Source organism: Pseudomonas sp. W4I3 (assembly GCF_030816195.1).
Lineage (GTDB): Bacteria > Pseudomonadota > Gammaproteobacteria > Pseudomonadales > Pseudomonadaceae > Aquipseudomonas.
Window position 1 is genome coordinate 2,100,902 of the sequence record NZ_JAUSXS010000001.1, and the last position, 26,434, is coordinate 2,127,335.

A 26,434-nucleotide genomic window follows, 5' to 3' on the forward strand; every position below is an offset into this window, starting at 1 on the left:
TGTCGGACCTGTTGTTATTGGGGTTATGCAGGTGGCGGCCATGGTGCGCGGCGGTGCGGGGGTGTTGAAAGTGGGGGAGAGCGGGTTGTGGGCGATGATCGAACGCAAGTTGCCGGATAAAAGCCAGGCATAAAAAAACCGCCTCCGGTGAGGGAGGCGGTTTGATGACTACGACGCTATCAGAACAACTTAAGCGGCGGTGCTTCTTCTTTCACCGGCTCATTTTTAGCGGTCTGCTCGTTCCAGCCACCGCCGAGGGCCTTGTACAGGTTGACCTCGCTGGTCAGCTGCGCCAGGCGGTCGGTGATCAGCGATTGCTGGGCACTGAACAGTTGGCGCTGGGCATCGAGGAAGGTCAGGTTGCTGTCCACACCGATGCGGTAGCGACGCTCGGCCAGGCGGTAGTAATCCTGGTTGGCGCCGACGAAGCCACGTTGCGCATCCAGCTGCTGCTTGTAGGTCGCCCGCGCGGCGAGGCCGTCGGAGACTTCCTGGAAGCCGGTCTGAATGGCCTTCTCGTAGTTGGCCACGTTGATCTCTTTCTGGATCTTCGAGTAGTCCAGGCTTGCGCGCAGGCTACCGGCGTTGAAGATCGGGATGTTGATCTGTGGCGCGAACGACCAAGTGCCTGAGCCGCCCTTGAACAGGCCGCCCAGGTTCGGGCTGGCGGTACCGGCGCTGGCGGTCAGGCTGATGCTCGGGAAGAACGCCGCACGGGCCGCACCGATGTTGGCGTTGGCGGCCTTGAGGTTGTACTCGGCCTGAACGATGTCGGGACGACGTTGCAGCAGGTCGGACGGCAAGCCGGCCGGTACTTCGCTGAGCAGGTCGTCGGACAGTGGCCTGCTGGCGATATTCGCCGGCAGGCCGGTGCCCAGCAGCAGGGTCAGGCTGTTCTCGTCCTGGGCTACCTGGCGCGTATACCGTGCAAGCTGCACACGGGCGTTTTCCACCGAGGTGCGCGCCTGGCTCAGGTCGAGGGCCGAGGCCACGCCGACTTCGTTGCTGCGCGAGGTGAGCTTGAAGCTCTGCTCGAACGCGCCGAGGGTGTCCTGGGTCAGCTTGAGCAGTTCCTTGTCGGCCTGCCAGGTCAGGTAGGCATTCGCCACGTTGGCCACCAGGCTGATCTGGGTGCTGCGTCGCGCTTCTTCGGTAGCGAAGTATTTCTGCAGCGCTTCTTCGCTCAGGCTGCGCACGCGGCCGAACAGGTCCAATTCATAAGAACTGATCCCCAGGCCTGCCGAGTACTGGCTGGCGATGGTCGATTCGCCGGTTTGCGACAGCCGCGCCGGGGTACGCGAGCGGCTGCCGCTGCCAGTGGCCGAGACGGCCGGGAACAGGTCGGCACGCTGGATCTGGTACTGCGCCGCGTAGGCATCGATGTTCAGGGCCGCGACGCGCAGGTCACGGTTGTTCACCAGCGCGGTCTGGATCAGCTGTTGCAGGGCAGGGTCATGGAAAAACTGCTTCCAGCCTTGCTCGGCAGCGGCCTGGCCCGGCGCCTGGGCCGACGAATACGCCGGCCCCTGCGGGAACTGCGCTGCTACCGGCGCTTCGGGGCGCTGGTAGTCAGGGATCAGCGAGCAGCCACTGAGCACGAATGCGGTGACGGCTAAGGAAAGTAGCGACTTGCTCATTGGCCAGCCTCTTTAGGAGTTTGCTTGGTTTCAGTCTTTTTACGGTCGCCAATGGCGGACACGGTTGCAAAGAACAATGGCACCCAGAAGATCGCCAGCACCGTGGCCGTGATCATACCGCCGATAACGCCGGTACCGATGGCGTGCTGGCTGCCTGAACCTGCGCCCGAGGAGATCGCCAGCGGCAGTACGCCGAGGATGAATGCCATGGAGGTCATGATGATCGGGCGCAGACGCATGCGGGACGCTTCGATCGCAGCCTCGACGATGCCTTTGCCCTGTTCGTGGAGCTCTTTGGCGAACTCCACGATCAGGATGGCGTTTTTCGCCGCCAGACCCACCGTCACCAGCAGGCCCACCTGGAAGAACACGTCGTTGGACAGCCCGCGCATGCTGGTGGCGATCAACGCCCCCACCACACCCAGCGGCACGACCAGTACCACCGCAATCGGGATCGACCAGCTTTCGTACAGCGCCGCGAGGCACAGGAATACGACCAGCAGCGACAGGGCGTACAACGCTGGTGCCTGAGAACCGGACAAGCGTTCTTCGTACGACAGGCCTGTCCAGGCATAGCCGATACCGGCCGGCAGTTGCTTGACCAGACGCTCGACTTCAGCCATTGCGTCACCGGTGCTGTAACCCGGTGCCGGGGTGCCGAGGATTTCCATCGCCGCCACACCGTTATAACGCGAGAGCTTCGGCGAACCGTAGATCCACTTGCCCGAGGCAATGGCCGACAACGGCACCATCTTCCCGGAGTCGCTGCGCACGTACCACTTGTTCAGGTCTTCCGGCGACATACGGCTGGCGGCTTCGCCCTGCACGTACACCTTCTTCACGCGACCGCGGTCGATGAAGTCGTTGACATAGCTGCCACCCAGGGCAATCGCCAGGGTCTGGTTGATGCTCGCCAGCGTAATGCCTTGGGCGCTGGCCTTCTCGTCGTCGACGGTGAGCTCATACTGCGGCTCATCGTTCACGCCGTTAGGACGCACACCGGCCAGGATCTTGCTTTGTGCCGCCATGCCCAGGAACTGGTTGCGCGCGGCCATCAGCTTGTCATGGCCGACACCACCCTGGTCCTGCAGGAACACGTCGAAACCGGTGGCGTTACCCAGTTCCAGTACGGACGGCGGCACGATGGCAAACACCATGGCGTCCTGGAAGGTCTGCATGAAGTAGCCTTGGGCGCGCTTGGCAATCTCGAATACCGACGTGGACGCATCACGCTCATCCCACGGCTTGAGCATCACAAACGCCAGGCCCGAGCTTTGACCACGACCGGCGAAGTTGAAGCCGTTCACGGTAAATACCGATTTCACGCCTTTGCCTTCGCCTGGCTCGCCTTCCTTGTCGTTGAGCAGGAAGATGCGCATGTCGTCGATGACTTTTTGCGTGCGCTCAGCCGTTGAGCCGACCGGTGTCTGCACCTGGGCAAAGATCACGCCCTGGTCTTCATCGGGCAGGAATGCGGCAGGGATGCGCATGAACAGCCAGATCATGCCGGCGAAGATCAGCAGGTACACCAGGAACGCCGGGATCTTGTGCTTGATCATGTTGCCCACGCCGCGCTCGTAGCTCAGTACGCCACGGTCGAAGGTGCGGTTGAACCAGCCGAAGAAACCACGCTTGGGTTGGCCGTGCTTTTCCGGGTCGATCGGCTTGAGCATGGTGGCGCACAGGGCCGGGGTGAAGATCAGGGCAACCAGTACCGACAACGCCATGGCCGAAACGATGGTGATGGAGAACTGTTTGTAGATCACACCGGTGGAGCCGCCGAAGAACGCCATCGGCAGCAGTACCGCCGACAGTACCAGGGCAATACCCACCAGGGCGCCCTGGATCTGGCTCATGGACTTGACCGTCGCCTCTTTCGGCGACAGGTGCTCCTCGGCCATGACGCGCTCGACGTTTTCCACCACGACGATGGCGTCGTCCACCAGCAAGCCGATGGCCAGGATCATGCCGAACATGGTCAGGGTGTTAATGGTGAAACCGAACGCCGCGAGAATCCCGAAGGTACCCAGCAACACCACCGGCACCGTCATGGTGGTGATGATGGTAGCGCGGAAGTTCTGCAGGAACAGGAACATCACCAGGAACACCAGCACAATCGCTTCGACCAGGGTGTGGACAACACCGGAGATCGATTCGGTTACAACCGGCGTGGTGTCATACGGCACCACTGCCTTCATGCCTGGCGGGAAGAACGGTTCCAGGGACGCCACGGTGGCGCGGATGGCCTTGGCGGTGTCCAGGGCGTTGGCACCGGAGGCCAGTTTGATCGCCATGCCGGAGGCCGGTTTGCCGTTGAACTGCGCGCTGATGCTGTAGGTCTGGCCGCCCAGCTCGATGCGAGCGACGTCCTTCAAGCGTACTTGCGAGCCGTCGGTGTTGACCTTCATGAGGATGTTGCCGAACTGCTCGGCGGTCTGCAGGCGGGTCTTGCCGATGATCGTCGCGTTCAGCTGGGTGCCGGGCAGGGCAGGCAAGCCGCCCAATTGACCGGTGGCCACCTGGACGTTCTGCGCCTGGATCGCGGTGCTCACATCCACCGGCGTCAGCTGGTAGTTGTTGAGCTTGGCCGGGTCGAGCCAGATGCGCATGGCGTACTGCGAACCGAACACCTGGAAGTCACCGACACCCGCGGTACGCGAGATCGGGTCCTGGATGTTGGACACGATGTAGTTGGACAGGTCGTCCTTGGTCATGCTGCCGTCTTCCGACACCAGACCGATCACCATCAGGAAGTTCTTCACCGATTTGGTAACGCGGATACCCTGCTGCTGTACTTCCTGGGGCAGCAGTGGCGTTGCCAGGTTCAGCTTGTTCTGCACCTGCACCTGGGCGATGTCCGGGTTGGTACCCTGGTTGAACGTCACGGTGATGGTCATGCTGCCGTCGGAGTTACTGTCCGAGGAAACGTAACGCAGGTTGTCGATACCGTTGAGCTGCTGCTCGATGACCTGCACCACGGTGTCCTGCACGGTTTGTGCGGACGCACCCGGATAGGTCACCTGGATGTCGATGGCGGTTGGCGCGATGGCCGGGTATTGGTTGATGGGCAACTTCAGGATCGACAGTGCCCCGACCAGCATGATCACCAGGGCGATTACCCAGGCGAAAATGGGACGGTCGATAAAAAATTTCGACATGGATTACTCCCCTTTGCCAGCAGCGGCAGCAGGAGCGGCGGAACCGGCAGGCTTGGCGTTGTCTGCTTCCTTGACCTTGACCTCAGCGCCCGGCTTGACGTACTGCAAGCCTTCGGTGATGACGCGGTCACCGGCGTTCAAGCCTTTTTCCACCAGCCAGTAGGCACCGTAGGTACGGTTGGCCACCAGTTCACGCTGCTCGACCTTGTTGTCGGCATTGACGATCAGCGCCGTCGGGGTGCCTTTGAGGTCGCGTGTCACGCCTTGCTGCGGTGCCAGAATGGCTTTGCTGTTCACGCCAGCTTGCAACTGGGCGTGCACGAACATGCCCGGCAGCAGGGTGTGGTCCGGGTTGGGGAACACGGCGCGCAGGGTGACGGAGCCAGTGGTCTGGTCAACCGACACTTCGGAGAATTCCAGTTTGCCTTCCTGGCCGTAGTCAGTGCCGTCTTCCAGGGTCAGCTTGACCTTGGCCGCATTGGCGCCGACTTTTTCCAACTGACCGCTTTCCAGGTCGCGGCGCAGCTTGAGCATTTCTGCCGAGGACTGCGTGACGTCGACGTAGATCGGGTCCAGTTGCTGGATCACGGCCATGGAGTCGGCCTGGCCGTTGCTGACCAGCGCGCCTTCAGTGACCGAAGAACGGCCGATACGCCCGGAGATCGGCGCGTACACCTTGGTGTAGCGCACGTTGATCTGGGCGGTTTGCACGTCTGCTTCGGCCGTCATGCGGTTGGCGACGGCGGTGTCGTATTCCTGACGGCTGACGGCCTGTTCATCGACCAGCTGTTTGTAGCGGTCGGTGATGGACTTGGTCTGGGTCAGGTTGGCTTGTGCGCTTTTGAGGGTCGCTTCATAGACCGACGGGTCGATCTGATAAAGCTGCTGGCCTTCCTTCACATCCGCGCCTTCCTTGAACAGGCGCTTGAGAATGATGCCGTTGACCTGAGGGCGTACTTCCGCAATGCGGAAGGCCGTGGTGCGGCCCGGCAGCTCGGTGGTCAGGGTAAAGGCTTGCGGTTGAATGGTGACCACGCCGACCTGAGGGGTTTGAGCGGGCGGCGCCGCTTCTTCCTTTTTACATCCGCTGAGCAGCGATGCCAGGGCGACGGCAGTGACCAGAGCGGTAACAGCTGGCTTAAGTTGCATGAAGATCCTCGGGTCAGGCGCGCAGGGTGCGCACAAGAAGTGTGGAAGGGTAAAAACAAAGCTGTGAGTAGATAAGTAGCTTGCTACGCAATATACTTACGTTCATGGTTGTTTGTAAACTCTTGACAGGCAGGGCGGAATGTAGACAAAGCATCCCCCAAAGCCTCGATTTTAGTACGTTCGGCGCCCATGACGGTGTCGTCCCACAATTATTCAGATGATCGTTCGCGTCTATTAACATTGCGTTAACGATAGTCCCAAGTGTTCTGATTGAGGTTTTACTGCCATGGTTCGTCGCACCAAAGAGGAAGCTCAGGAAACGCGCAGCCAGATTCTCCAAGCCGCCGAGCAGGCCTTCTATGACCGTGGCGTTGCGCGGACCACGCTGGCGGATATCGCCGCCCTGGCCGGCGTCACGCGTGGCGCCATCTACTGGCATTTCAGTAATAAGTCCGACTTGCTGCAGGCACTGCTTGATACGCTGCATGAGCCCCTGGACGAATTGGCCCGGGCCAGTGAAAGCGAGGATGAAGTCGACCCGTTGGGGTGCATGCGCAAGCTGCTGATTCATCTCTATCACCAAGTGGCCCTGGACCCGAAAACACGGCGCATCAACGAAATCCTGTTCCATAAGTGCGAGTTCACCGATGAAATGTGCGACATGCGCCGCCAACGCCAGGCCCACAGCCTGGAGTGCAACCTGCGCATCGGCCTGACGTTGCGTAATGCGGTGCATCGCGGCCAATTACCGGAAAATCTCGATACCACCCGTGCAGCGGTGTGCATTCATGCCTACATCCACGGCCTGATCGGCCAGTGGCTATTGGTGCCTGACAGCTTTCAGCTGCATCAGGACGCCGAGCGCTGGGTGGATGCCGGGCTGGACATGCTGCGCCTGAGCCCCAGCCTGCGCAATTGAGACAAAATGCGTAATTACGTCCGGTTGTGTCAACAGTAAAGCCTAAGGACCGTCAATCGTCCTTCTGCCTGATTGAAGGGGTGACTTTATATACGGGCTGGCGGGCGGTTGATAGGTAGCGGCCTAAGTATTTTGTAGCGATTTTGTTGCCGTTCTGTGAAGTGATGTTTCCAAGACGAAACATGCGGTCAAAAATGTGGGAGGGGGCAAGCCCCTTCCCACCTTGTTTCATGGTTCAGTCAGTTAGATCGGCAGCGTTGGATAGTCGATATAACCAACAGGCCCTTTACCGTAGAAGGTCTCCGGATGCGCGTCGTTGAGCGGCGCATCGGCCTTCAAGCGTGCCGGCAGGTCCGGGTTGGCAATGAACGGTACGCCGAACGCCACCGCATCGGCCTTGCCGGCGGCCAGCCAAGCGTTGGCGCTGTCTTTGGTAAAGCGTTCGTTGGCGATGTAGACGCCGCCGAACGCTTTTTTCAGTTGTGGGCCGAGGCTGTCCGCGCCTTCTTTTTCACGGGAGCAGATAAAGGCGATGCCACGCTTGCCCAGTTCGCTGGCGACGTAGGTGAAGGTTTCCGCCAGGTTGTCGTCGCCCATGTCGTGGGAATCGGCGCGCGGTGCCAAGTGCACGCCCACGCGGCCGGCGCCCCAGACTTCGATGGCGGCGTCGGTCACTTCCAGCAGCAGGCGCGCACGGTTTTCCAGGGAGCCGCCGTACTGGTCGGTGCGCTGGTTGGTGCTGCTTTGCAGGAACTGGTCGAGCAGGTAGCCGTTGGCGCCATGGATTTCCACGCCGTCAAAACCTGCGGCCTTGGCGTTTTCGGCGCCGGTGCGGTAAGCGTCGACGATGTCGGCGATTTCAGCGGTTTCCAGGGCGCGCGGGGTCGGGTAGTCGGCCAGTGGGCGCACCAGGCTGACGTGGCCTTTGGGCTGGATCGCGCTCGGCGCCACCGGGGTTTCGCCGTTCAGGTACGACTCATGGGAGATACGGCCGACGTGCCACAGTTGCAGGAAGATCTTGCCGCCCGCGCCGTGGATCGCCTTGGTCACGTTGGCCCAGCCGCGAACCTGGTCGTTGGACCAGATGCCCGGCGTGTCCGGGTAGCCCACGCCCATGGGCGTTACGGAGGTGGCTTCGCTGAGGATCAGCCCGGCGGACGCGCGCTGCACGTAGTACTCGGCCATCAGCGCATTGGGTACGCGACCGGCGTCAGCACGGCAGCGGGTCAGCGGCGCCATGATGATGCGGTTTTTCAGTTCCAGGTCGCCCAGTTTGATGGGATCGAAAATAGTCGTCATGGGAAAACACCTTTCTCAAGTTGATCAGTGAGTCGCGGGGGCCAGGTCGGCATCGCCGCCCTGACGGAATGTAATCAGGGTCACCAGCAGCGCGAGAATCGCCAGGGCCGCGGCGGCCAAGGGCACGCTGGTCAAGCCGAAACCGTGGGCGATCACGCTGCCGCCAACCCAGGCGCCGAGGGCGTTGCCGATGTTGAAGGCACCGATGTTCAGGGTGGACACCAGGTTTGGCGCGGCCTTGCCGAAGGTCACCACATTGATCTGCAGCGCCGGCACGGCGGCGAAGGAGGCGGTGGCCCACAGGAACAGGGTGATTTCAGTGGGGATCAGCGCGACGCTGGTCCAGGTCAGTGCGCTGGAGACCACCGCCATGCTGGCAAACACGCCGATCAGGGTGGCGGCCAGGCGCTTGTCGGCCAGCTTGCCGCCGATGATGTTGCCCAGCGTCAGGCCCAGGCCGATCAGCAGCAAGGTCCAGGTCACGCCTTTGGGCGACACCCCGGTGACGTCACCCAGCAACGGCGCGACATAGGTGAAGAGGGTGAACATGGACGCGGCGAACAACGCGGTCATGCTCAACGACAGCCAGATGCCGGCGCCTTTGAGGGCGGCCAGTTCGGCGCGCATGTCGAGTTTTTCTTCGTCGCGCTTGGCTGGCAGGAAGCGGATCAGGCCGATCAAGGCGACCACGCCGATGACCGTCACCGCCCAGAAGGTCGAGCGCCAGCCGGCTTGCTGGCCCAGCGCGGTACCGAGCGGCACGCCCAGCACGTTGGCCAGGGTCAAGCCGGTGAACATCAACGCCACCGCCGACGCACGTTTGTTGGCGGGCACCAGGTTGGCGGCCACCACTGAACCAATCCCGAAGAACGCACCGTGGCACAGCGCGGTGACCACACGGGCGAACATCAGCACGTTGTAGTCGCTCGCCATTGCGCAGAGCAGGTTGCCGACGATGAAGATACCCATCAACGCTACCAGCGCAGCCTTGCGTGGCAGCCTGGCGGTGGCCAGCGCCATGAACGGCGCGCCGATGGCCACGCCCAGGGCATAGCCGGTCACCAGCCAGCCCGCGCCGGGAATCGACACACCCAGGTCTGCCGCCACATCGGGCAGCAAGCCCATGATGACGAACTCGGTGGTGCCGATGGCAAAGGCGCTGAGGGCCAGGATGACGAGCGAGAGGGGCATTAATGTTTCCTTATTACCGCGCGGGTGCGCTGAGTTCGGTGAAGAGCGCGGTGAGGAAGGCGTGGATCACCTCCTCATTGCGCCGGAAAAAGTGCCACTGCCCGGCTTTCTGGCTGGTGATCAGGCCGGCGCGTTGCAATGTGGCCAGATGCGCTGACACGGTGGACTGGGACAAGCCGCAGCGCTGGTCGATCTGCCCGGCGCAGATGCCGTATTCGTGGTTGTGCAATTGCTCGGGGAATTGCACCTTCGGGTCTTTCAGCCAGGTGAGGATGTCTCGTCGTACTGGGTGCGCCAGGGCTTTTATTATTTCGTCGAGGTCGATGGACATGGCAGGTGCTCGGTGGCGTAAAACGTTATATCGCGATGAGGCGAACTTTAAATCGTTATATCCCGATATACCAATATGATTTTGCTCTGAGGTCGGTCGGATTGGGTATATCGGGTTATAACGATACGTCGTCGGCAGTGGTAGACTGCGCGCCATGAATTATCTCGCACATCTGCACCTGGGCGGCCAACTTCCTGCGCAACTGCTGGGCAGCCTGTATGGCGACTTCGTCAAAGGCCGCTTGCAGGGCCAGTTCAGCCCGCAAATCGAATCGGCGATTCAGTTGCATCGCTCGATTGACTGCTTCACCGACAGCCACCCGCTGGTGGGGGAGGCGTTGTCGCGCTTCAGCCTGACCCGCAGGCGCTATGCGGGGATTGTTCTGGATGTATTTTTCGATCACTGCCTGGCGCGGGATTGGGCGCTGTATGCCGACCAGTCGCTGGAGCGCTTCACCTCGCAGGTGTACCGCGTGCTGGCGGCAGAACCGCAGTTACCGGGGCGGCTGGCGCAGATTGCACCCTGGATGGCAGCGGATGATTGGCTGGGCTCGTACCGTGAGTTCGAAGTGATGGAGCAAGTGTTGCGGGGGATCTCGCGGCGGCTGACGCAGCCTGAGGAACTGGGGTTTGCGATGCAGGAATTGCGGGAGCTGTATGAGCCGCTGAGCCAGGACTTCAGTGACTTCTACCCAGAGCTACAGGCATTTGCACAACACCAACTGAATACTCAGAACTAAAAAATGTGGGAGGGGGCTTGCTCCCGATGGCGGTATGCCAGTCACTGCAAGGTTGACTGAGCCACTGCTATCGGGAGCAAGCCCCCTCCCACATTTTGACCGTGCCCGCTTCAGGCCGCGTAGGCGGGGCGAGTGCCTACCAATTCGGCCTCCGGCAACGGCCCAAACAACGCCTTCTGCACCGCCTGCTGCGCCTGATACGCCAGCGCCGCACGCTCCTGCCCGGCGCAGGCAATCGGTTTGAGCAGGTGAATCTCCACGTCGCCCTGGTCATTGCCGAACAGTCGCATCAGGTGCGAGAGCAAATCGTCATCACCAATAAACGGCGCCAGCGGGTCCACCTGGCCATCGCGCAGGTAACGGATCGCCACCGGTTGCAGCGCCACATCCGCATCGATCGCACTGGCCAGCAAACGCCCGTGGAAGGTGCGCAGGCTGCGCCCGTCGGTGGTGGTGCCCTCGGGGAACATCAGCAGCGGGTGCTCCTGCTCCAAATGGCGGGTCATCTGTTTGCGGATCAACTGACTGTCACCCGAGCCACGGCGAATGAACAGGCTGCCGGCTTTCGCCGCCAACCAGCCAGCCACCGGCCAGGTGCGCACTTCGGCCTTGGACAGGAACGACATCGGCGCCACAGCACCGAGCAGCGGGATATCGGTCCAGGACACGTGATTGCTCACCCACAGCATCGGTTGCGTCGGCAATTCACCGCGCACCGTCACGCGAAAGGGCAGGGCGTTGGTCAGCCGCGCCATGAAAAAGCGCGACCAACGCTGGCGCCGCACCATCGAATTGGCCACCCCCAGGCGTTCGAACAGGCCAAACACACTGGCCATGCTCAAACCCAGCGCCACCACCAGCAGCACCCGGGCGATGCGCCCGTACACACGCAGGCGGCCCATCACATCGCCGCCTTGAAGTGGCGGGCATAGCGTGGGCACAGTTCGTCGCGCTTGAGCAGGATGAACACGTCGGCCACCTGGAAATCTTCATCCCAGCACGGCTCGCCGCAAATCTTCGCGCCCAGGCGCATATACGCCTTGAGCAGCGGCGGCATTTCAGCGATGACGTTGGAGGGCAGGTCCAGCGCCGGCAGCGGTTTTTTCGGTTCGGCGCGCAGGTGTTCGTTGCACAGGTAGCGCTCGCGCAGGCGCTGCATGATCGCGTGGGCCTGAATGCCGCCGTCGTGCATCGGTATGCTCGCGCAGCCCATCAGGTAGCTGTAGCCGCCCTGGTTGAGCACTTCGGCCAACTCGCCCCAGAGCACCGCGATAGTGCCGCCGTTGCGGTAGGCCGGGTCGACGCAGGTACGGCCGATCTCCAGGATCGGGCCCTGCAAGTGCAGCAGCCCATGCAGGCTGAATTCTTCTTCGCTATAGAACCGGCCCAGGGTGCTGGCGGCCTGGTGATCGAGCAAACGGGTGGTGGCCACCAGTCGACCGCTGTTCAAGTCACGCACGCCAATGTGGCTGCAGTGAACATCATAGTCATCCATGTCCAGACCCAGTTCGGCGCCTTTCAGCTTGGCGTTGAACTCGCCGCTGAACACGTTGAACCGCAGGGCCTGGGCTTCCTGCAAGGCCTTGGCGCCAACCAGGCGTTCGGCTTGCAGACGGCGTTCATTGCCGGTGTCGCTGATGCGGGCGATCTGAGTCATAGCGAGTCTCCGAGTGCCGGCCAGGTTGTGCGGCCAGTCGACTTTGTTGTCCAAAGTCAGGCTATGTAGCCTCGGTGTCATCTCCATGAAGTTACGGTGACCGTTGAGTGACAGCCCCGTTGTCGCAAATCTGTCATCGGCCTGCACTACGCTCGCGGGCTTGAATGCCCCTTGAGTTGGTGCCCATGGTCAGAGGCCTGTTGTGCGTTGTTCTGTTGTTCGTCACTGTCGGTGCTTGCGCCGAAACCTGGCCCGGCGAGGATTGGGTGACGGGCCGATTGATCGAAGGTCCTGCCGTCGATGCGCTGAATGCCTACGCTTTCCCGCCCCGTGACGACAACACTCGCCAAGGCATCCGTACCGATGCGTTGCTGGTAATCCGTGATGGCGAAATCATCTACGAACGCTACGCGGCGCCCACCACCGCCAGCACGCCGCACCTGACGTGGTCGATCAGCAAAAGCCTGATGGCGACCGTGCTGGGCGTGGCTTATGGCGAAAACCGCTTCAAACTGAGCGACGCTGTTGCGCGCTTTTACCCACCGATGAAACAGCACCCCAAGGTGAGCATGGCCGACCTGCTGCACTGGGCCTCGGGCCTGGACTGGCAGGAAGACTACGAGTACGCGCCGCTTAAATCCTCTGTGGTGGCGATGCTCTACACCCGTGGCCGTGCCGACATGGCGCAATTTGCCGCCGAGACCGAGGCCGCTGATGCACCCGGCCAGGCGTTTCGCTATTCCAGCGGCGACAGCAATATCCTGTCCGCCGCGCTCAAAGGCATGCTCGGGCACAAGGCCTATATGAGCTACCCGTGGGACGCGTTGTTCAAGCCGCTGGGCATTCGCAGCGCGACCTGGGAAACCGACGCCGATGAGACCTTCGTCGCCTCCTCCTATGCCTACCTCACCGCCCGCGACCTGGCGCGGGTCGGGCTGCTGATGGCGCGGGATGGGCGCTGGAACGAACGCCAATTGCTGCCCAGGGAGTGGGTCGCCTTCAACCGCCAGCCCTTCGACCACTACCAAGCGGGCCAGGATGAAGCCGTGCCCGGCGGACAATGGTGGCTCAACCAGGGCACTCCCCAACCCTGGCCCGACGCACCGGCCGACACCTTCGCCGCCCTGGGGCATTGGGGCCAGGCGCTGTTCGTGCTGCCCGGCGAACACCTGGTCATCGTGCGCTACGGCGATGACCGCGATGGCAGCTACCGGCATAGCGAACTGCTCAAGCGCGTCTTGGCGGCGGTGCGCTCATGATCCGTCGTCATCCGTTTATCAGCGTCTTGCTGGCGCTGTTGCTCGCGTTGCTGGGCTGGGTGTGGCACGAGCGCGTCAACCTGCAAGCCTTTCCCGACATCATCGCGGCGTACACGGCCAAGGAGTACTGCTCGTGTCGCTACGTGGAAAACCAACCCGCCGATTACTGCCGTGGTTATGTGGAACAATACGTGCCGACCAGCGCGTTCAATGATAATCCCGAACGCAGTGAAGTGACGGCGAGCGGGTTGGGGCGCACGCATACGGCGCGGTGGATGGGCGACCGTCAGGGCTGTCGCCTGAATCCCTGAATACACACATCACCCCTCCCACATTGGATTTGCGCCATTCGTGAGATTGCGCTTAAGGTTCATCCAGATTTTTTGCCCCATGAGCCTTTATGTTCAATCTCAAACCTTTGGTCTTCGCCTTGCTGACCTGTGCCGCCTTGCCTGCCCACGCCGACTGGTACCTGGATAACGAATCCTCACGCCTGTCGTTCGTCACCACCAAAAACACCGAGATCGCCGAGGTGCACCGCTTCCTCGTGCTGCACGGCAAGGTCGACAGCCAGGGCGCGGCCCAGGTGCAAGTAGAGCTGGAGTCGATCAACAGTGGCATCCCGCTGCGCGATGAGCGCATGCGCAAGGAGCTGTTCGAGATCAAGCAGTTTCCCGAAGCGTTGATCAGCACGCAGATCAATCTGCAGCCGATCAATGACCTGGCCCCCGGTGCGCAAATTGAATTGCGCCTGCCACTGAGCATCACCTTGCACGGCAAGACCCGGACCTACGACGCCGAGCTATTGGCCACGCGTCTGGACGACCGGCGCTTTCAGGTGGTGACCCTGGAGCCGGTGGTGGTGCACGCCGAAGATTTCGAGCTGTCGCCCGGTGTGGCGGCGCTGCGCAAAGCGGCAGGGCTTGAGTCGATCAGTTTGTCGGTGCCGGTGGGTGCGGTACTGATCTTCACGGCGCGCTGATATGGGCGGCGCAGTGTTCCCGTGGCGCAGCGCCAACCGTTTCGAACTGTTGATCGACGGGCCGAATTTTTTCCCGCAAATGCTGGTGGGTATCGCCCGCGCCGAGCGGCAAGTCGACCTGGAGTTGTACCTGGTAGAAGCCGGCGCCTGTGCCGAAGCGATGGTGCAGGCGCTGGTGCTCGCGGCCCAGTGCGGTGTGCAGGTGCGCTGCCTGTTTGATGATTACGGCAGCCTGGCGTTTACCCTCGGGTTGCGCAAGCGCTTGACCGACGCGGGGGTGGAGCTGCGTTTCTACAATCGCCTGAGCTGGCGACGCTGGATGCGCAACCTGTACCGCGACCACCGCAAGCTGCTGCTGATCGACCAGGAGGTGGCGGTGATCGGTGGCACCGGCGTCACCGATGAATTCTGGACCCCAGGCCAGGACACTGCCGAGTGGCATGAAGTGATGGTGCACATCAGCGGGCCAATGGTGCTCGACTGGCAGGCACTGTTCGACCGCCAATGGCACGCCAACGCGGCCCGTCGGGAATGGAAACCGGCCACGCATTTCGGCTTGTCGCGGTTGCCCAAGGTGCCTGCGACCGGGCCTGGCCTTGGCCGCGTCGCCTATGCCGACGCCCGTCAGCACCGCGATATTTTGCAATCGCTGATCCGTGCCTTGAACAGCAGCAAGACGCGTATCTGGCTAGCCACGCCTTACTTTTTGCCCACCTGGAGCGTGCGCCGCGCCTTGCGTCGTGCGGCCGGGCGTGGTGTGGACGTGCGTTTGCTGCTCACCGGCCCGCGCACCGATCATCCGTCGGTGCGCTACGCCGGGCACCGCTATTACCCGCGCCTGCTGCGTTCGGGCGTGCAGATTTTCGAATACCAACCGTGCTTTCTGCACCTGAAGATGGTGCTGGTGGATGACTGGGTGAGCATTGGCTCGTGCAACTTCGACCACTGGAATCTGCGCTTCAATCTGGAAGCCAACCTGGAAGCGTTGGACCCTGAATTGACGCAGGCGGTGGCGGGCAGTTTCGAGCGTGATTTTGCGCAGAGCCAGGCGGTCAGTTTGGAAGCCTGGAAGGCGCGGCCGTTGTGGCGGCGGGTGAAGCAGCGGGTGTGGGGGTGGATTGATCGGTTGGTCGTCAATCTGCTGGATCGGCGCGGCTAACAAGAACAATGAGGTCAAATGTGGGAGGGGCGGTGCGACGATTCGACTTGCTCCCGATAGTGGTGGGTCAGTAACAAATATGCTGACTGATCCACCGCAATCGGGAGCAAGTCGAATCGTCGCACCGCCCCTCCCACATTTTTGACCGAGTCGGCCTTTAGAGCAGTTCAAAGCTCTGCTGCTGTACATCCTGGGAATCCAGCCCAATCTGCACATTGAACTCACCGGGCTCCGCCGCGAACTTGAGCTGGGCGTTATAAAACTTCAGGTCTTCCTCGGTAATGCTGAAGTGCAACGTGCGCTCCTCTCCAGCCTTGAGCATGACCTTCTGGAAGTTCTTCAGCTCTTTGACCGGGCGAATCATCGAGCCGGCCACGTCCTGGATGTACAACTGCACCACGGTTTCGCCGTCGACCTTGCCGGTGTTCTTCACCGTGACGCTGGCGTCGAGCTTGCCGGTCTTGTTCAGGGTGGTGGACGACAGCGCCATGTCCGACAGGCCGAACGTGGTGTAGCTCAGGCCATAGCCAAACGGAAACAGGGGACCTGTGGTGTCATCGAAGTACTGCGAGGTGTAGTTGCCCGGTTTGCCCGGCGTGAATGGCCGACCGATGCTCAGGTGGTTGTAGTAGGTTGGAATTTGCCCCACCGAACGCGGGAAGGTGATCGGCAGCTTGCCCGACGGGTTGTAGTCGCCGAACAGTACGTCGGCAATCGCGTTGCCGCCTTCGGTGCCGGCGAACCAGGTTTCCAGGATGGCGTCGGCCTGTTGGTTTTCCTCCAGAATCGACAGCGGCCGTCCATTCATCAGCACCAGCACCAGCGGTTTACCGGTGGCCTTGAGGGCCTTGATCAGGTCGCGCTGGCTTTGCGGGATATTCAGGTCGGTGCGGCTGGAGGATTCATGGGACATGCCACGGGACTCGCCCACGGCGGCCACTACGATGTCTGCATGCCTGGCCGCCTCGACCGCTTCATCAATCAACACCTGGGGCGCACGCTTGTCATCCACCACTTCCGGGGCGTCGAAGTTGAGGAAGTTGAGGTAGTCGACCACCGCTTTGTCATTGGTGATGTTGGCGCCGCGGGCGTAGATGATCTTGCCCTTGTCGCCGATCACGGCGTTCATGCCGTCAAGCAACGTGACGGACTGCTCCGGCTTACCGGCGGCTGCCCAACTGCCCATCATGTCGATGGGTGCCTTGGCCAGCGGGCCGACCAGCGCGATGGTCGCAGATTTTTTCAGCGGCAGCGTCTGGTCCTGGTTTTTCAGCAACACCAGGCTGCGGCGCGCGATGTCACGGGCATCGGCGCGGTGCAGGCGGCTGTCGGCATAGGTGTCGGCCGGGTCATCCTCGGCCTTGCCGATGCGCAGGTACGGGTCCTTGAACAGGCCCATGTCGTACTTGGCGCCGAGCACTTCGCGCACGGCGTTGTCGATGTCGCTCTGTTCTATCTCTCCGGACTTGAGCAGCCCCGGCAGTTCCTTGCCGTACAGGGTGTCGTTCATGCTCATGTCGATGCCGGCCTTGATCGCCAGCTTGGCCGCTTCACGCCCGTCCTTGGCCACGCCGTGTTTGATCAGCTCGAAGATCGCGCCGTGGTCGCTCACGGCCAGGCCCTTGAAGCCCCAGTCCCTGCGCAGCAAGTCGTTCATCAGCCAGGTGTTGGCGGTGGCGGGCACGCCGTTGATCGAGTTGAGCGCCACCATCACGCCGCCGGAGCCGGCCTTGATCGCCGCGTGGTAGGGCGGCAAGTAATCCTGGTACATCTTGACCGGGCTCATGTCGACCACGTTGTAGTCGCGGCCGCCTTCCACTGCGCCATACAGGGCGAAGTGCTTGACGCTGGCCATGATGCTGTCGGCGTTCGCCGCGCTGGCGCCCTGGAAGGCCTTGACCATCACTTCGGCAATGCGCGACACCAGGTAGGTGTCTTCGCCGAAGCCTTCGGAAGTGCGGCCCCAGCGCGGGTCACGGGAGATGTCGACCATCGGCGCGAAGGTGATGTCGAGACTGTCGGCGGCGGCTTCCTGGGCGGCGATGCGCCCGGAGCGGCCGATGGCGTCCATGTCCCAGCTGGAGGCCAGGGCCAGGCTGATCGGGAAAATCGTACGATGGCCGTGGATGACGTCGTAGGCGAAGAACATCGGGATCTTCAACCGGCTGCGCATGGCCGCGTCCTGCATCGGCCGGTTTTCCGGGCGGGTGATGGAGTTGAAGGTGCCGCCGATGCGGCCGGCGGCGATCTCCTTGCGGATCAGCTCGCGGGGCATTTCCGGGCCGATGCTGATCAGGCGCAACTGGCCGATCTTTTCATCGAGGGTCATCTGCTTGAGCAGGTCGCTGACGAAGGCGTCCTTGTCTTTAAGCGCAGCAGGCTTTGTTTCTGCCCATACAGGGTGGCTGGCCAGAGTGGCAACAAGGCCGAGCAAACACAGCTTCTTCATGAATATCCTTTTTCGGCTCACTGCACAGCGGTCAGGCTGATCGGCCAAAATGTGGGGAGCGACTATTGTTGTTCGGGTGTTGTTCAGATAAATGCAGCACACTCTGAACTCTTTTTCGCGCTGGGCATCTTTGTAGCTGATTGGCTCGAAGCATTCCAGTGGTGGCGGATTATGCCCCAAGCGCGTGGTTTATAGGGTTAGTCGTCAAATTCCATCCAGATTGGGCAGGAGAAACACCATGCAAGCAGCACAGACTTACCGTTGGGGCTGGAAGGCCGCGGCATTGCTATTGATCAGCAGCGTGCTGAGCGGTTGCGGCATCAACAACATTCCGACCCTGGACGAACAGGCCAAGGCCGCCTGGGGCCAGGTGCAGAACCAGTACCAGCGCCGTGCCGACCTGATCCCCAACCTGGTGGAAACCGTGAAGGCCTATGCCGCCCACGAACAGGACACCCTGACCGCCGTGATTGAAGCGCGGGCCAAGGCCACCTCCATCCAGGTGGATGCCAGCACTTTGGACAATCCCGAGAAGCTCAAGCAGTTCCAGCAGGCCCAGGATGGCTTGAGCGGTGCACTCAGCCGTTTGATGGTGGTGTCCGAGCGCTATCCGGACCTGAAGGCCAACCAGAACTTCCTGGCGCTGCAGTCGCAACTCGAGGGGACTGAAAACCGTATCGCCGTGGCCCGTCGCGATTTCATCCAGACCGTGCAGGCCTACAACACCGAAATCCGCACCTTCCCAGGCCGCCTGTGGCACAGCGTGATGTACAGCGACTTGCCGATCCGCGCCACGTTTGAAGCCACCAGCGCCGACGCCGATAAAGCGCCGCAGGTGAAGTTCAAATAACGCTGCCTTGAGGTGTCGATGCGTTTATTACGGATAGGCCTGGCGCTGTGGCTGCTGGCCTGCCTGGGCACGGCCCAGGCGGCCCTGACCTTCCCGGCATTGACCGGGCGGGTGGTGGACAACGCCCAGATGATCGACCCGGCGGTGCGCGAGCAACTGACTCAGCAATTGCAGGCGCTGGAGCAGACCTCAGGTGACCAGATCGTGGTGGTCACCGTGCCCGACCTGCAGGGCGTGCCGATTGAAGACTACGGTTATCAACTGGGCCGCCAGTGGGGCATTGGCCAGAAGGGCAAGGACAACGGCGCGTTGCTGATCGTGGCCCGTGACGAGCGCAAGTTGCGCATCGAAGTCGGCTATGGCCTCGAAGGCGTGCTGACGGATGCGCAGTCCTGGGTGATCATCAACCAGGTGATCGCGCCCAAGTTCAAGACCGGCAACTTCAGCCAGGGCATCAGCGACGGTGTCGCGGCAATGATCCAGGTGGTGGGCGGTGAGCCTTTGGCCGTGCCCGCCCATGTCGCGGATGCGAATTTCGCCAAGGACAACCCCGGGTTTTCCATCGGGTTGTTCATCCTGCTGATCGGCGTGTTGTGGCTGTGCAATCGCATGGGCCTGCCGGTGGGCGCTATCCTGCTGGCAATCCTCAGCAGCAGCGGACGCGGCGGCGGTGGGGGCGGCGGTGGCGGCGGTTTTCGCGGCGGCGGGGGTGGTTTCGGCGGTGGCGGGGCTTCGGGCGGCTGGTAATGACAATAACGAGAAAAGAGCATCTACAACCATGGCATTACTGACTGAACACGAGCAGCGCCAAGTGGCCGAAGCGATTGCCCGGGTCGAGCAACAGACCGACGCCGAGCTGGTCACGGTGCTGGCTGCGCGCGCCGACGACTACGCCTACATACCGTTGCTGTGGGCCAGCCTGATCGCGTTGGTGGTGCCCGGTGTGGTGCATTACTTGTCGGGCTACCTGACCATGTACACCTTGTTGCTGGCGCAGTGGGCGACTTTCATTGTGTTGTGCCTGGTGTTCCGTTTGCCCAAGGTCACCACCCGTTTGATCCCGCGTTCGGTCCGCCACTGGCGCGCCTCGAACCTGGCGCGTCGCCAGTTTCTGGAGCAGAACCTGCACCACACGCTGGGCAGCACCGGCGTGCTGATTTTCGTCAGCGAGGCGGAGCGTTATGTGGAAATCCTGGTGGATGACGGCATTTCCAAGCGCCTCGACGACAGCAGTTGGGATGGCATCGTCAAGGCCTTCACCCAGCAGGTGAAGCAGGGGCAGACATTGGCCGGCTTCATTGCCTGCATCGAGGCGTGTGGTGAATTGCTCAAGGTGCATGTGCCGGTGACGCAAACGCGTAACGAGCTGCCCAACCGCCTGGTGGTACTCGAATAACCCAGTCAACACCGTTCTAAATGTGGGATGGGGCTTGCCCCCAATGGCGGTGTGCCAGGCAGCTAATCTGTAGCTGACCCACCCTCATCGGGGCATGGGTATCTACACAACTTTGGCTCGGCCCTGAATCTATGACGGGGCGGGGAGCCGAAGCCTCTCTAACTGACGCTCCGCGTTCCAAATGTGGGAGGGGGCTTGCTCCCGATGGCGGCCTTACAGCCGACCATGGTGTTGGATCAGAGCGAGTACATATCCATTGCTGCGGTAACGGCGGCTTAGGGTTCCGCCCTTACGGCGGGTCACTTTTGGAAAAGAGCCCCAAAAGTAACCAAAAGGGCTCCTGCCCCACCACTCGGCACCTCGCTCACGCTCGGTGTGCCCGTAATCCGACAGTGATTTGGGGGGCCGCCGCCACGCGCCATCCATGGCGCGGGGCGGCTAAACCGGCATCCCTGCCGGTTTACCCCCCAAATCACTGTCGAATTGCGGCCAGCGTGGTTTAACGGGGCGCCTAAGATCAAGAGCAAGATCAAGAGCGGCTCGCTTCGCATCGTGGTTACCGTAGGCTGCTACAAGGTTGTGTAGATACCTATGCGCATCGGGGGCAAGCCCCCTCCCACATTTGGAACTGTAGTGACCATTGGTCAAATAACTCCGTGTCTTGGCGGGTTATCCCCCCTAAAATGCCCGGCACTCCCAGCCCGAGGCCTTTTTGTTCATGTCCGTCACCGCTCAACCTGCGCGCCCCGCGCCTGATCATCACGCCCAGTTCATCGAACTGCTGAGCGCAAGCCTGGCGCAGAACGCCTTCATCAAGCTGGTGCTGGCCAAGTACGTGGGCGAGGAGGCCGAACTGCAGCGGCTGATCATCAAGCCGGTGACGGTCAAGGAGCAGCCATGCCTGTCCTTCGTCTATCGCTACAAGACCCGCGACATCACCAAGAACTTCCCCCATGCGCAGGGTGTGGCGGCGATTGCCGAGCTGCTGCCGGCCTCGTTCAAGAACGCACACTTGTTGTCGCTGACGGACGAAGCCCAGCTGGAATACAGCAAGAAGAACAAAAGCTCGCTGTTCAAAAGCAAGCCGCAGCAGTTGCGCGAGGCGCCGTCAGCCGAACATAACCGCGAGAAAAACCGTTTCCTCGACCTCAGCCGGCCGTTCCTTGCCGACCTGGGCGTGACCGACGCCAAGCAGGCACTGATCCCGTCGATGTCGCGCAAATGGAAACAGATCAACAAGTTCATCGAAGTGTTCAGCCATGCGCTGACGTCCTCGCCACTGAAGCTCGACCAACCGGTGCGTGTCGCCGATTTCGGTTCGGGCAAGGGCTACCTCACGTTCGCGATCCACGACTACCTGCGCAACACGCTCAAGGCCGAGGGCGAAGTGACCGGTGTCGAGCTGCGCGAGGACATGGTGACCCTGTGCAATGCCGCCGCCGCGCGCCTGGAACACCCAGGGCTGGTATTCAAGTGCGGCGACGTACGCAGCGTCGCGCCGAGCGAGCTGGACGTGATGATCGCCCTGCATGCCTGCGACATCGCCACCGATTATGCGATTCACACCGGCATCCGTTCCGGCGCGTCGATCATCATGTGTTCGCCGTGCTGCCACAAACAGATTCGCCTGCAGATCCAGAGCCCGCTGTTGCTCAAGCCGATGCTGCAATACGGCCTGCACCTGGGCCAACAGGCGGAAATGGTCACCGACAGCCTGCGCGCCCTGTTTCTTGAAGCCTGTGGCTATGAGACCAAGGTGTTCGAGTTCATCTCGTTGGAGCACACCAACAAGAACAAGATGATCCTGGCGGTCAAACGCGCGGAGCCTTTGGAAAATACGCAGTTGCTGGCAAAGGTCCAGGAACTCAAGGCGTTCTACCACATCACCGAACATTGCCTGGAAACCCTGCTGCGCGCCGATGGTTTCTTGAACTAGGCACGAGACCAATGTGGGAGGGGGCTTGCTCCCGATGGCGGTGGATCAGCCAATGAATCTGTTGGCTGACACACTGCAATCGGGGGCAAGCCCCCTCCCACATTTAGACTCCACTTTGCTGAGAGACGGGTGTAGCAATCAGAAGAACCGCGTCACGCTGATCTTCGCATCGCGCCCCTTGGTGTAGGCGCGGTCGCCGCTCAACGCCGGGCGGAAGTTGTTGTTGAACAGGTTGTCCACGGTGAAGTTCACCTCGGTGCCTTTCAGGTACGCCTGCTGCGGCGCCCATTTGGCGAACAGCCCCTGGGTGTTGTAGCGCTTGTTGCCGTACTGGTCGTAGAACAGGTCGCCGACCCCGGAACCCGGCCCGCCGGAGTATTTGTCGCTGGGCAGGCGGTCGGTGGCACCGATGAATTGGCCCATCCAACCCACCTGGGCATCCCAGGCCGGGATGTGGGTACCCAGCACCAGCACCCATTTGGTCGGCGGAATATCCCGCGCTGCCACGTCCGGGCCCCACGGGTTGGTGTAGGCGCCTTCGTGTTGGCCTTTGGCATAGGCGAACGACACCGAGCCGAACAGGTAGGTGGAGTTGTAGATCGACTCGACCTCAATGCCCTTGATGGTCAGGCCACCGATGTTGCGGTAGTTGGGCAGCGCCCCCGGCGGGCAAGCGGAGGCGATGGTGCCGCCGTTGACGGCCTGGTTCTGGCAGCCCACGCCGGTGGCCTTGAAGATTTCGTCTTCGACCTTGTTGTGGAACAAGGTGGTGCGCAGTTGCAGGTTGTCATCCTGGGCGACCAGGTTGTCGAAGCGGGTGATGTTGCCCAGGGTAATCGAGGTGATGCGCTCCGGGTCGAGGTCGACACTGGTGGCGGTGCGGCTGCCGAGGCCTTGCACTTCGTATTGCTCGTCGATCACGGGGGCACGCCAGGTCTGGCTCCAGTTGGCGAACAGGCCGACATTCGGTGTCACGGTCCAGAACAGCGCGAGGCGCGGCGACCAGCCGGTGTAGGTGCGGTCGCTGTAGTCGTGGCCAACGGCTGGGTCGGGGTTGTTGTAGTACGGCGCATCGTTGCCTTCGCCCCGGTTGCGCACATGGTCGTAGCGCAGCGACGGCGTAATGGTCAGGTCGCCCAGGGTCACCGCGTCCTGGATAAAGAAGCTGTTGGTGTCGACCTTGCCGTGGGGCATGAAGCCCGGCTGAAAGTGGCCATTGTTGTAGCGCGGGGTGTTGTAGGTGCTGCCCGGCATCCACATCTCGGTTTCGCGCACGTGCTTGCGAACCTGCCCGCCCACCGTCAGCGCATGCTCCAAGGGCCCGGTGTCGAACAGGCTGACGTTGCGTATGTCGAGGTGCTTGTCGGTGTAGGCGGTGTCCATCTTGCGCCCGCCGGTGGCCAGCTGGAAAAACGCGGTGGCATCACGCTCGTCGGTCTGTTCGGTGTTCGACTGTGAGTACTTCACGGTCAGGTCCACCAGCGGGTTGTCCAGCGGCTGGTACTGGTACTTGCCCGACCAGGTGGTGTCGACGGTATCGCGGTGCGCCAGGAAGCGCTTGAGCGCACCTTCGTAACCGTAGCGGTCGATGTTGGCCTGGGTCGGCGGTGTCGGGTAGCTGGCAGCGGAAAAGGGCGTCCAGCGGTTGCTGTGGGAACGCGAGTAGGACAGCCCGACACTGTGTTCTTCGGTGAAGTGCGCATTGACCTTGAACAGCTTGCCGTCCACGTCCTGGGCGCTGTTGGGCAGGCGCTGGGGATTGATCGGGTACTGGTTGTTCTCGTTGGGTAATTTGCCGGCCACCTTCATGTCGCCGCCGTCGCGTTGGGTCAGGTAGGCCAGCGCGTCGAAACGGCCGTCTTCGGTGCGGCCATTCACGGCGCTGCTATAGACCTGTTCGTGGTCGTTGCTCGAATAGCCGTACTTGAGCATCGCGCCGCTGTTGCGACCGTCTTTGAGCAAATCCGGGGCATCCTTGGTGGTCATGTTCACCGTTCCGCCAAAACCGCCGTTGCCGGTGAAGGGCGAGTTGGGGCCTTTCTCCACCTCGATGCTCTTGATCAGCTCCGGCTCGATAAACACCGTGCCCTGCTGGTAGCGCTCAAAGCCGCTCTTGGTCGCGCCATCGACGGTCATCGGCACGTCTTCGGCATCGCCGAAACCGCGGATGTTGATGGTCTGGCCGCCGGGTTTCAGCGAGCCGCCCTGGCTGACGCCGGGCAAGGTCTGCAGCAGGCTCGGTATGTTGTTGGACTGGTAGCGGTCGATGTCGGCCTGGGTCAGGGTGGAGCGGTTGACGGTGCTGGAATTCACTTCGTTGCCGGTGCCGATCACGCTCAAGGTATCGAGCTGGATCGCGCTGCTTTGCGTGGTCTTGGCGGCCTCGGCGCGCACCACATACGTGCTGCCGACCTTGATCAGGGTGAACTCACCGTCCTTGAGCAAGGTACGAATCGCCACTTCTGCGCTGTAGTCGCCCTTGAGCGCCGGCGCCTGCACATTTTTGAGCACCGCTTCATCGAACAGCAGCTGGATTTTCGCTTGCTGCGCCACTTGGCTCAGGGAGGTGGCCAATGACTGGGCGGGCAGTTGCAGCTTGAACGACTCGGCCTGGGCACTGACGCTGAACGCCAGGCAGGTTGCAAGCAGGGCCGGTCGAAGAAACAGGTGCGAAGCAGGGCAAGGCGCGCGAAACATGAGATCCCCCGGTGCGGCTAAATAGCCAAAAAGGTGTGCGTATCAAACGCAGACGGGAGGAAGACGGGGCAGGCAAGGAAATCCACATATGCAAATGAAAAATATTCTCATGTGTGGATTATTTGCTCGATTCGATGCGCACGATGCCGTCGGCCGAGGTCACGGTTTTTACCGGCAACAGCGCGGGCAGGGCATTGAGCAGCGCGTCGGGGTCATTCACGTCCAGGTTGCCCGACACCTTGAGTTGCGCCACGGCCTTGCTCACCTGCAATGGCGCCTGGGGGCGGTACAGGCTCAATTCGTCGATCAGGCTGGCCAGCTCGCGATTGCGAAACGACAAGTGCCCGCTGCGCCAATCAGCGACTTCCTCGGCGCTGAGGGTTTGTTGCTGCAACGTGCCCTTGGCGTACTGATAAATCGCGCGCTGCCTGGCCTCAAGCAGCGTTACCGAATGTTTTGCATCCGGCTCGAACGCCACTTGGCCATGGGCCACGCTGACCACCAACTGCTGTTCGCTGCGGCGCACATCGAAGCCGGTGCCCACCACCCGTACATTGGCCTCGCCGGCTTGTACGTAAAGTGGGCGTTCCTTGTCGGCGACGACTTCGATGTACAGCTGGCCTTTGTCCAGATGAAGGATGCGCTGGTGTGCGGTGAAGTCCACGCGGATGTGGGTATTGGCGTTCACATACAAGGTGCTGCCATCGGGCAGGTTCAAGGTACGCATGCCCTTGGCATGCGCGGCAACCTGGCTGTGATACAGCTCGCGGGGCGCGCCGAGATGGGTGGCAAGCACCGCGCAGAGCACGGCGGCCGCTACTGCCAGGGCAGGGCGCCACACGGATGTGCGCCGAGGCAGCACCACGGGTTTGTTCAACTGCTGCAACTGGGCAAGGTCAGCCCACAATTGCTCGAACTCGGCATAGGCGCGCGCATGGGCCGGATTGGCCTGCCACGCGGCAAAGGCTTTGCGGTCGGCACGGCCGGTGTCGTTGCGGTTGCGTGCAAACCAGCTGGCGGCTTGGGCGTCGATGGAGTCGCTCGCTTCGCTATCCAGCGCGTCGATGTCGCTCAGGCGGTTCATTGTGGCTGCTCCGTGCCGGGTTCAGGTTGAAGGCGTCGCTTGCAATGCAGCAGGGCAAAAGCGATGTGCTTTTCCACCATGCTCGTCGAAATACCCATGCGCGCGGCGATCTGTGCCTGGCTCAAGCCTTCGAAGCGATGCAGCATAAGGGCTTCTCGTCGGCGGGGCGAGAGTTCGGCAAGGACTTCTTTCAACTGTTCCAGGCGCTGGCTGCGCAGCGCAGCGGCCATGGGCTCGTTTTGCTCGTCGGTGACCGGTTCGGTGTGCGCCTCGGCCGAATCGGCATGGACGCTTTGGCGGACCTTTTGTTTACGCCAGTGATCGCGCAACAGATTGCGCGCCATCTGAAACAGAAACGCCCGAGGCTGCTCGACCTTGGCCCGGTCGCGGTAGTCCAGCCATTGGGTAAACACATCCTGGGCCATGTCCGCCGCGTCACTGGCGTTGCCCGTGCGTTTGCGCAGGAAATACAGAATATCTGCATAAAACCCGCGGCAGGCATCGGCCGACAACGGGTCGGGCTTGGGACGAGACATGGATAT

Annotated in this window: 22 protein-coding genes; 10 read left to right on the top strand and 12 right to left on the bottom strand. The window is 61.7% G+C overall.

Annotated features, from left to right (window positions below; all coding sequences use genetic code 11):
• Positions 1-179 precede the first annotated feature (179 nt).
• From adeC to QF045_RS09540, 3 genes are read right to left on the bottom strand one after another with little or no spacing between them, the layout of a single operon-like run.
• The gene (adeC, locus tag QF045_RS09530; protein ID WP_306491979.1) at positions 180-1,637 is read right to left on the bottom strand and encodes an AdeC/AdeK/OprM family multidrug efflux complex outer membrane factor; all 1,458 of its coding nucleotides are present in this window, start codon (positions 1,635-1,637) and stop codon (positions 180-182) included.
• Positions 1,634-4,795 (bottom strand): efflux RND transporter permease subunit, encoded by a 3,162-nt coding sequence (locus QF045_RS09535; protein WP_306491980.1) that lies wholly within the window; start codon positions 4,793-4,795, stop codon positions 1,634-1,636. The genes adeC and QF045_RS09535 overlap by 4 nt, the downstream gene beginning before the upstream one ends.
• 3 nt (positions 4,796-4,798) lie before the next feature.
• Entirely contained in the window at positions 4,799-5,944 is a 1,146-nt protein-coding gene (locus QF045_RS09540) for an efflux RND transporter periplasmic adaptor subunit (protein WP_306491981.1), read from the bottom strand.
• Between the two features lie 286 nt (positions 5,945-6,230).
• Between QF045_RS09540 and QF045_RS09545 the strand changes: the two genes are divergently transcribed.
• The gene (locus QF045_RS09545; protein WP_306491982.1) at positions 6,231-6,863 is read left to right on the top strand and encodes a TetR family transcriptional regulator; all 633 of its coding nucleotides are present in this window, start codon (positions 6,231-6,233) and stop codon (positions 6,861-6,863) included.
• Between the two features lie 243 nt (positions 6,864-7,106).
• Here QF045_RS09545 and QF045_RS09550 read toward each other — a convergent pair whose 3' ends face one another.
• The 3 genes from QF045_RS09550 to QF045_RS09560 are packed head-to-tail and all read right to left on the bottom strand — an operon-like array spanning position 7,107 to position 9,684.
• The gene (locus QF045_RS09550; RefSeq protein WP_306491983.1) at positions 7,107-8,162 is read right to left on the bottom strand and encodes an alkene reductase; all 1,056 of its coding nucleotides are present in this window, start codon (positions 8,160-8,162) and stop codon (positions 7,107-7,109) included.
• A 24-nt stretch (positions 8,163-8,186) separates the two neighbouring features.
• Entirely contained in the window at positions 8,187-9,353 is a 1,167-nt protein-coding gene (locus QF045_RS09555; RefSeq protein ID WP_306491984.1) for an MFS transporter, read from the bottom strand.
• A 13-nt stretch (positions 9,354-9,366) separates the two neighbouring features.
• Positions 9,367-9,684, bottom strand: a complete 318-nt coding sequence (locus QF045_RS09560; protein WP_306491985.1) for a helix-turn-helix transcriptional regulator — start codon at positions 9,682-9,684, stop codon at positions 9,367-9,369.
• 154 nt (positions 9,685-9,838) lie between these two features.
• Here QF045_RS09560 and QF045_RS09565 point away from each other — a divergent pair, with 154 nt between their 5' ends.
• Positions 9,839-10,423: an ACP phosphodiesterase gene (locus QF045_RS09565; protein WP_306491986.1), complete on the top strand. Its 585-nt coding sequence runs from the start codon at positions 9,839-9,841 to the stop codon at positions 10,421-10,423.
• Between the two features lie 110 nt (positions 10,424-10,533).
• Here QF045_RS09565 and QF045_RS09570 read toward each other — a convergent pair whose 3' ends face one another.
• Both QF045_RS09570 and olsB read right to left on the bottom strand, forming a co-directional pair.
• Positions 10,534-11,325 (bottom strand): lysophospholipid acyltransferase family protein, encoded by a 792-nt coding sequence (locus QF045_RS09570; RefSeq protein ID WP_306491987.1) that lies wholly within the window; start codon positions 11,323-11,325, stop codon positions 10,534-10,536.
• Entirely contained in the window at positions 11,325-12,080 is a 756-nt protein-coding gene (gene olsB / locus QF045_RS09575) for an L-ornithine N(alpha)-acyltransferase (protein WP_034118547.1), read from the bottom strand. The genes QF045_RS09570 and olsB overlap by 1 nt, the downstream gene beginning before the upstream one ends.
• 185 nt (positions 12,081-12,265) lie before the next feature.
• Here olsB and QF045_RS09580 point away from each other — a divergent pair, with 185 nt between their 5' ends.
• From QF045_RS09580 to QF045_RS09595, 4 genes are all read left to right on the top strand, one after another.
• On the top strand, positions 12,266-13,339 hold the full coding sequence (locus QF045_RS09580) for a serine hydrolase (protein WP_306494875.1): 1,074 nt from the start codon (positions 12,266-12,268) through the stop codon (positions 13,337-13,339).
• Complete coding sequence (locus QF045_RS09585; protein WP_306491988.1) at positions 13,336-13,650, top strand: amidase; 315 nt, start codon at positions 13,336-13,338, stop codon at positions 13,648-13,650. The genes QF045_RS09580 and QF045_RS09585 overlap by 4 nt, the downstream gene beginning before the upstream one ends.
• An 89-nt stretch (positions 13,651-13,739) precedes the next feature.
• Positions 13,740-14,321: a YceI family protein gene (locus QF045_RS09590; RefSeq protein ID WP_306491989.1), complete on the top strand. Its 582-nt coding sequence runs from the start codon at positions 13,740-13,742 to the stop codon at positions 14,319-14,321.
• Position 14,322: 1 nt separating this feature from the next.
• On the top strand, positions 14,323-15,480 hold the full coding sequence (locus QF045_RS09595) for a phosphatidylserine/phosphatidylglycerophosphate/cardiolipin synthase family protein (RefSeq protein WP_306491990.1): 1,158 nt from the start codon (positions 14,323-14,325) through the stop codon (positions 15,478-15,480).
• Positions 15,481-15,637: 157 nt separating this feature from the next.
• Here QF045_RS09595 and bglX read toward each other — a convergent pair whose 3' ends face one another.
• A complete protein-coding gene (bglX, locus tag QF045_RS09600; protein ID WP_306491991.1) occupies positions 15,638-17,929 on the bottom strand; it encodes a beta-glucosidase BglX in 2,292 nt (763 codons plus the stop codon).
• A gap of 238 nt (positions 17,930-18,167) precedes the next feature.
• Between bglX and QF045_RS09605 the strand changes: the two genes are divergently transcribed.
• The 4 genes from QF045_RS09605 (at position 18,168) to QF045_RS09620 (ending at position 22,111) form a co-directional block, all read left to right on the top strand.
• On the top strand, positions 18,168-18,779 hold the full coding sequence (locus tag QF045_RS09605) for a LemA family protein (RefSeq protein WP_306491992.1): 612 nt from the start codon (positions 18,168-18,170) through the stop codon (positions 18,777-18,779).
• A gap of 18 nt (positions 18,780-18,797) precedes the next feature.
• Complete coding sequence (locus QF045_RS09610; RefSeq protein WP_306491993.1) at positions 18,798-19,526, top strand: YgcG family protein; 729 nt, start codon at positions 18,798-18,800, stop codon at positions 19,524-19,526.
• Between the two features lie 31 nt (positions 19,527-19,557).
• A complete protein-coding gene (locus QF045_RS09615; protein ID WP_306491994.1) occupies positions 19,558-20,175 on the top strand; it encodes a TPM domain-containing protein in 618 nt (205 codons plus the stop codon).
• 718 nt (positions 20,176-20,893) lie between these two features.
• Positions 20,894-22,111, top strand: a complete 1,218-nt coding sequence (locus QF045_RS09620) for an SAM-dependent methyltransferase (protein WP_306491995.1) — start codon at positions 20,894-20,896, stop codon at positions 22,109-22,111.
• A 138-nt stretch (positions 22,112-22,249) separates the two neighbouring features.
• Here QF045_RS09620 and QF045_RS09625 read toward each other — a convergent pair whose 3' ends face one another.
• The 3 genes from QF045_RS09625 to QF045_RS09635 form a co-directional block, all read right to left on the bottom strand.
• Entirely contained in the window at positions 22,250-24,808 is a 2,559-nt protein-coding gene (locus tag QF045_RS09625) for a TonB-dependent receptor (protein WP_306491996.1), read from the bottom strand.
• Between the two features lie 118 nt (positions 24,809-24,926).
• Positions 24,927-25,892, bottom strand: a complete 966-nt coding sequence (locus QF045_RS09630) for a FecR domain-containing protein (protein ID WP_306491997.1) — start codon at positions 25,890-25,892, stop codon at positions 24,927-24,929.
• Positions 25,889-26,428, bottom strand: a complete 540-nt coding sequence (locus tag QF045_RS09635; protein WP_306491998.1) for an RNA polymerase sigma factor — start codon at positions 26,426-26,428, stop codon at positions 25,889-25,891. The genes QF045_RS09630 and QF045_RS09635 overlap by 4 nt, the downstream gene beginning before the upstream one ends.
• Positions 26,429-26,434 lie beyond the last annotated feature (6 nt).